Source organism: Spirulina subsalsa FACHB-351, assembly GCF_026130165.1.
GTDB lineage: Bacteria > Cyanobacteriota > Cyanobacteriia > Cyanobacteriales > Spirulinaceae > Spirulina_A > Spirulina_A subsalsa_A.
The window spans coordinates 1-4,977 of record NZ_JAIHOM010000205.1; the positions used below are offsets into that span (position 1 = coordinate 1).

The following is a 4,977-nucleotide window of genomic DNA, read 5'->3' on the forward strand; positions in this document are numbered from 1 at the left end:
TTTTTTGACAATTTGAGGGAAGTTGGATAGAATCAAATTATTGATTTTTTTTAAAAAACAAGCTCCTATTTTACCGAAGTAGGAGCTTTTTGTCAATTTTTTTTCTAACATTCAACACTTCTGGGTTGCATCCTCTCCCATCGTGAACAAAGGACGATTAGGAAAGTTCGTTTTAGGCTCTTTTATCTGCCAATAATTCCCCTCCTCCTTAAACTCTCCTTGAGGGTCTTCACCTCCCTTAAAACACTCTCGCACATCCCACAGCCAATCATCCCACTCCCAAAGATTAGTATAAGCTAAAACATCATCCCCCCCGCCATAAATTAAGCGTCCCGCATAGCGTTGTTCTGTGAGATAAGGTAACAGTTGGTTCGAGAAATCTAGCAAAGCCCGACTCAAGGCCCCGTGGGTAGAGGGACCCATACGTTTTTTTTGTTCTTTGAAAGCGTCAAACTCTTTTTGAACAGAATCTGGGACTTGTAAAGCTGCGGGGAAATACTCCCAATAATACCTCATGTTTTTACCCTTCAGCCAGTCACTCATCCCGTCGCCATCTCCAGCCACAATCACATACCAGTTGGCGGGGTTATTGTTGGGATAGTGCTTGTTAATTTCCTGTTGTAATTCATCACGATACGAGGTGACTTCACCATCAGGAAGGTCTAACTCTTCCACTAACCAACCCGCATTCAAAAAGCGAGGATGGTTAGTAACATTTTGGGGGTTTTCTTCGTCAATCCAAGGAATGCCCCAGTTTTGAGTGACTGCATCTGGAATTTTGCCATAATCTTGGAGAATTTTAGCTTTAATTTGTTGACAGGCATTCTGAAAACGCTGGATTTGTTCCGGTGTCCCTTGTTTGAGATACCCCGCCACTCCGGCCGTTAAATCTGGGTAGGAGGCGGCGATTTTTTTACTATCAAGGTTTAACAGTTGGGGTAAGATATTCTGGAGATCCCGTTTAACCGTTTCCGTGGCGTTTAACTCCTCAATCCCGTCAAATAATCCCGCATCTCTTTTCCAATGTTGGCGGGTTTCTGCTTCCGTTACCCAGTCTGTTTGTTGATTATTTTTCTTCCATTTTTTCTGTTGTTGGGGATAGACCACTGGCCCTAAACCGGAAATGGTGGAACGGGGTCCAAAAGCGGTAGGAATTTCCCAATTGCGGGCGTTTTTAATGGCGGCGAGACTGAAACGAGTTTGGTCAAAAATGGCAGCCCACCAAGACCCTACATTTGCCCCACAGGGTTTTCTCCCTTGTTTTTCTGTCCGCAGTTTTCCGGTTGCGCGCAAAAAGTCTAATTCTTGTTTTAAAAAGAGTTTTTCTTGCTCTGGGAGTCCATAGGTTGCGTTTTGGATTTCGCACCAAGTGTTATCCTTTTCTAACTTTTCTGTTTCAACTTCTGGGCTATCTTCTTGATAAATTTCACTACTTTTGAGTTCTTCTCCTTCCCGACCAATGGGAACCGCCGACCAGTAGGTTTGCCATTGCGCTTTGAGCCATCCCTCCCAGGTGGGGTCGGTTTCTTGGAGTTGCTTGCTCCAGTGGCGTTTTTCTAAGTGTTTAAAGACAAGATGGGCGACGGCTTGCCATTCTTCGAGTAGGATTTGTTTTGCCATTTGCATGGCATCGGCGACTTTTTCTTTTGGCAGAATTAATAACAGAACATTGGGAAAACCTGCGGTTAATAAACGGCGTTCTGAGGGTTCTTTTACCCAGTCTCCGAATTCTTCTCTTATCCAGTGGTCAATGAGGGGTTGTTGAAACAAACTTGGGTAAAGGAAGCAGTCGGGGCCGTATTTTTGAGCCAGTTTCCAGCAGACTTTAGCTGAGAGGTAATGGAGAAGCCAAGACCCCGCCCAAAAGTCGCGCATTTTGCGACTGGCTTTAATTAATTCCTGGACGGGGGAAAAGCTGAAAATGGTTAGGTAGGCATGGGGAACGGGTGTTTTAGCCGGCCAATTGTTGGCTAATATTTCGGTTGTGGCATTGTAGCCGATAAAGGCTCCCGCTAGGGCGGAGGTTAGGGTGGCGTGACTCCAGATGGATGCGTCAGGAAAACGGGTTTCTGCGGGCATTAACAGCAGTGAGTCGTCATTGAAGAGTTCACAGGTTTTTTCTGGTAAACAACGCCACAGCCACCAAAAAAGGCGTTTCGGGTCGTTTCTAATTTCGGGGGGAATGCTCTGTTGTAATTCTTGTTCTTTGTTTTCGAGGTATTGTTTGCGGTTTTGTTGGAGTGCTTCGTGATGAGGGTTTGGGAGTCGGAGAAATTGCTTTTTCCCGGAGAGCAGATGGCTAATTTCGAGGCCATTTTCTTGATAATCTACGCGGGTGGTGAGGTTTGCAATGGCTCCTCGGTCACTGGCTGAGGTGATGAAATCGGCGTTTTTTAGGTGCTTAAAAATTGTGCCGGGTTTTTTTTCGGGGTTCCAATTGTTTTCTTTCCAGTCTGCCATGGCTTCGAGGTCTAACCAGAAGCTATTGCCTCCCCGTCCGGTGTTGTTGTGCAAGCTTTTTAAGGCGGGGTCGTGGAGAAGTCCCCAAATTTTAGCTTGCCAATAGACTCGGGACATAAATCAATACTCCTTAATAACAGAAATGTAATGAAATACAATGAGTTCACGAAATCGGTTCACCAATTTTAGGAATATTAAAAAAAGGTTTAATTTGGGTGTGTAGGGGGGCGAACAATGTAGGCTATCTCCTGAATGGTGGGTCAGGATTATAGGTTTTATTTGTTGGGTTGCGCTGGCGCTTCACCCAACCTACAGAGTGGGAAATAATTAACAATTGTTGATTATTAGTTATCAGTTGGTTTGTTGGGTTGCGCTAACGCTTCACCCAACCTACAGAGCGCGAAAGAGCGCGGAATAATTAACAATTGTTGATTATTAGTTATCAGTTGGTTTGTTGGGTTGCGCTGGCACTTCACCCAACCTACAAGAAGGACGAATACGTTTTATTCTGTATTGATCTTTTGGTCATTTTTGCATAGTAGCAGGGTCACTAAGTGGTTTTGTGTTTTGTCCATATTCTTTTTAGATTTAGCTGATAAAGGGACAAGATTGTTCATGAATATTTAAGGAAGTTTACATTTTTTTGGAAACGGTAACAATTTTTAGGGTGGGTGGGGTTTATCCTTTTTTAGGAGATAAATTTTTAGGGTTGGGTTGGGTGCGGGGAACGGAATTTAGGCGGATTTGGGTGAGTAGGTTTTGTGCAAATTGTTTGATATTTTCATGGTTATTGCGTCGGAAAAAGAGGACGTAGGTGCTGCGGCCAGATGTGATGAGTAACCATTCCTGTTTAAGGAAGAAAAAGGCGATGATGAAAAGAATACCAAACATGAATAGTGATGTAATGAGTCCGAGCCACAATAACCACCAAATGCGTCCAGAAACGATATCGACGCTATCTATTTTGTTTAGGAGTGTATAGGATTTTGCGCTTTCTAGGGCAAAAATAGTCTCTTGTTGGCTGTAGAGGAGATGACTTTGGAGTTCAAGGGTAATGGTCCCCCATGTCGGAACAATTAGGGCTCCGACGCTTTTTCCGAGTCTTCCCCGAATTTTGGTGAGTGGTTGTTGAGTTGCCATGTTCTCAATCGCTATCGGCTGTTTTTCTACTATAGGCGAGTGCAGGGGGGAATGTCTCGAAAAAGACGCTATTTATAAATATTTTTTTGATGGGCTAGATTGCCTGATATGTAAGGTTTACAGGGATTTTATGGGGACTAATTTAAATAGTTTCTTTTTGGGATAGTGGAGGGAGGGAAATCTTGGGAAAGTGCCAGATTTTATGGTACAATGGGGGGTTAACAAATCGGTTGCCGTCTGAGAGGGGTTGATGATGATTCAAGCAGAGGGGATGAAACGCTACACACCGGAAGAGTATTTAGAACAGGAAGTTCAAAGTATTGAAAGAAATGAATATATTAATGGGGAAGTTATTACGATGACGGGGGGGATGCCTAATCATAATTTGATTATCAGTAATCTTAATGCACTGCTTAATTTTGCTTTGAAGCGCCAACCTTATTTTGTTTTTGTTAGTGATCAACGGGTGTGGATTCCTGAGCGAAAAATCTACACTTATCCTGATATTTTTGTGGTGGAGGGGGAGTTATTATTTCAGGAAGGACGACGGGATACGGTGATTAATCCGGTGATGGTTGGGGAGGTTTTATCAAGGTCTACTCAGGGGTATGATCGGGGGGAAAAGTTCCAAGCCTATCGAACAATTTCGGGGTTTCGGGAATATGTTTTGATTGATCAATATTCAATGTTGGTGGAACATTTTTATCGAAGGGAGTCGGAGCAATGGATTTTTATGGAGTATAATCAGCCGGAGGATGTGATTCGGTTTCATGGGGTGGGTTGTGAGGTTTTGTTGGAGGATTTATATGACAAGGTTGTTTTTGAGTCGGTCAGGAGTGATCGGTAATAAGTTTTTATAGTGTTCCCATTTGAGTTTTGTAATCCACAAGGGAAAGCAAAGGGAACACCGGATCTGGGAACGGGGAAGAGTACACAAGGGTTACAAGGAGTTTGAAGTATTATGAGAAACTTCTCTGAGAGTTCATCAATGATTTTGAAACGCTATATACTGGAGTTTAGACGAAAAGGAAAAGAAACCGGGTTTTATAGGGCTGTGGCTGGAAATAAGCGGGTGCAAGAAACCCGGTTTCAAGGGTAAGCCTCCCCTAAATTTCTGGGTCAATTCCAGCCGCTCGCAATTGTGCGGCTAATCGCTCTGATCGTTGTCTTTCTAGTTCCAGCTGTTGTTCTGCTAACTCTTTTTGCTGATATAAATCCAGATAATCAACAAATTTCTCCCCATTGGGTGCTTGACACTCCACTGCCTAAAGGCGAGTGGATTCTTTCCTCATAGACTCTTGTCTAGCCAATCAGAAATTGACCCCGACAGAACGTCTCCGAAAGCATTTTGAATCACGGGCTGTCCGACCGCGATTA

At 43.6% G+C, this 4,977-nt stretch carries 4 protein-coding genes; 1 reads left to right on the forward strand and 3 read right to left on the reverse strand.

What is annotated here, in order from left to right:
- Nucleotides 1-111: 111 nt before the first annotated feature.
- A complete protein-coding gene (gene cas10 / locus K4A83_RS21960) occupies nt 112-2,577 on the reverse strand; it encodes a type III-B CRISPR-associated protein Cas10/Cmr2 (protein WP_265266849.1) in 2,466 nt (821 codons plus the stop codon).
- 561 nt (nt 2,578-3,138) lie between these two features.
- A complete protein-coding gene (locus K4A83_RS21965; protein ID WP_265266850.1) occupies nt 3,139-3,600 on the reverse strand; it encodes a hypothetical protein in 462 nt (153 codons plus the stop codon).
- A 250-nt stretch (nt 3,601-3,850) separates the two neighbouring features.
- Here K4A83_RS21965 and K4A83_RS21970 point away from each other — a divergent pair, with 250 nt between their 5' ends.
- On the forward strand, nt 3,851-4,447 hold the full coding sequence (locus K4A83_RS21970; protein WP_265266851.1) for a Uma2 family endonuclease: 597 nt from the start codon (nt 3,851-3,853) through the stop codon (nt 4,445-4,447).
- Between the two features lie 259 nt (nt 4,448-4,706).
- Here K4A83_RS21970 and K4A83_RS21975 read toward each other — a convergent pair whose 3' ends face one another.
- Nucleotides 4,707-4,862, reverse strand: coding sequence for a hypothetical protein (locus K4A83_RS21975; RefSeq protein ID WP_265266852.1), 156 nt, complete (start codon nt 4,860-4,862; stop codon nt 4,707-4,709).
- Nucleotides 4,863-4,977: the final 115 nt, after the last annotated feature.

Coding starts and splice junctions, on each gene's coding strand:
- cas10 (WP_265266849.1), bottom strand. CDS start 2,577: ATGTCCCGAGTCTATTGGCAAGCTAAAATTTGGGGACTTCTCCACGAC.
- K4A83_RS21965 (WP_265266850.1), bottom strand. CDS start 3,600: ATGGCAACTCAACAACCACTCACCAAAATTCGGGGAAGACTCGGAAAA.
- K4A83_RS21970 (WP_265266851.1), top strand. CDS start 3,851: ATGATGATTCAAGCAGAGGGGATGAAACGCTACACACCGGAAGAGTAT.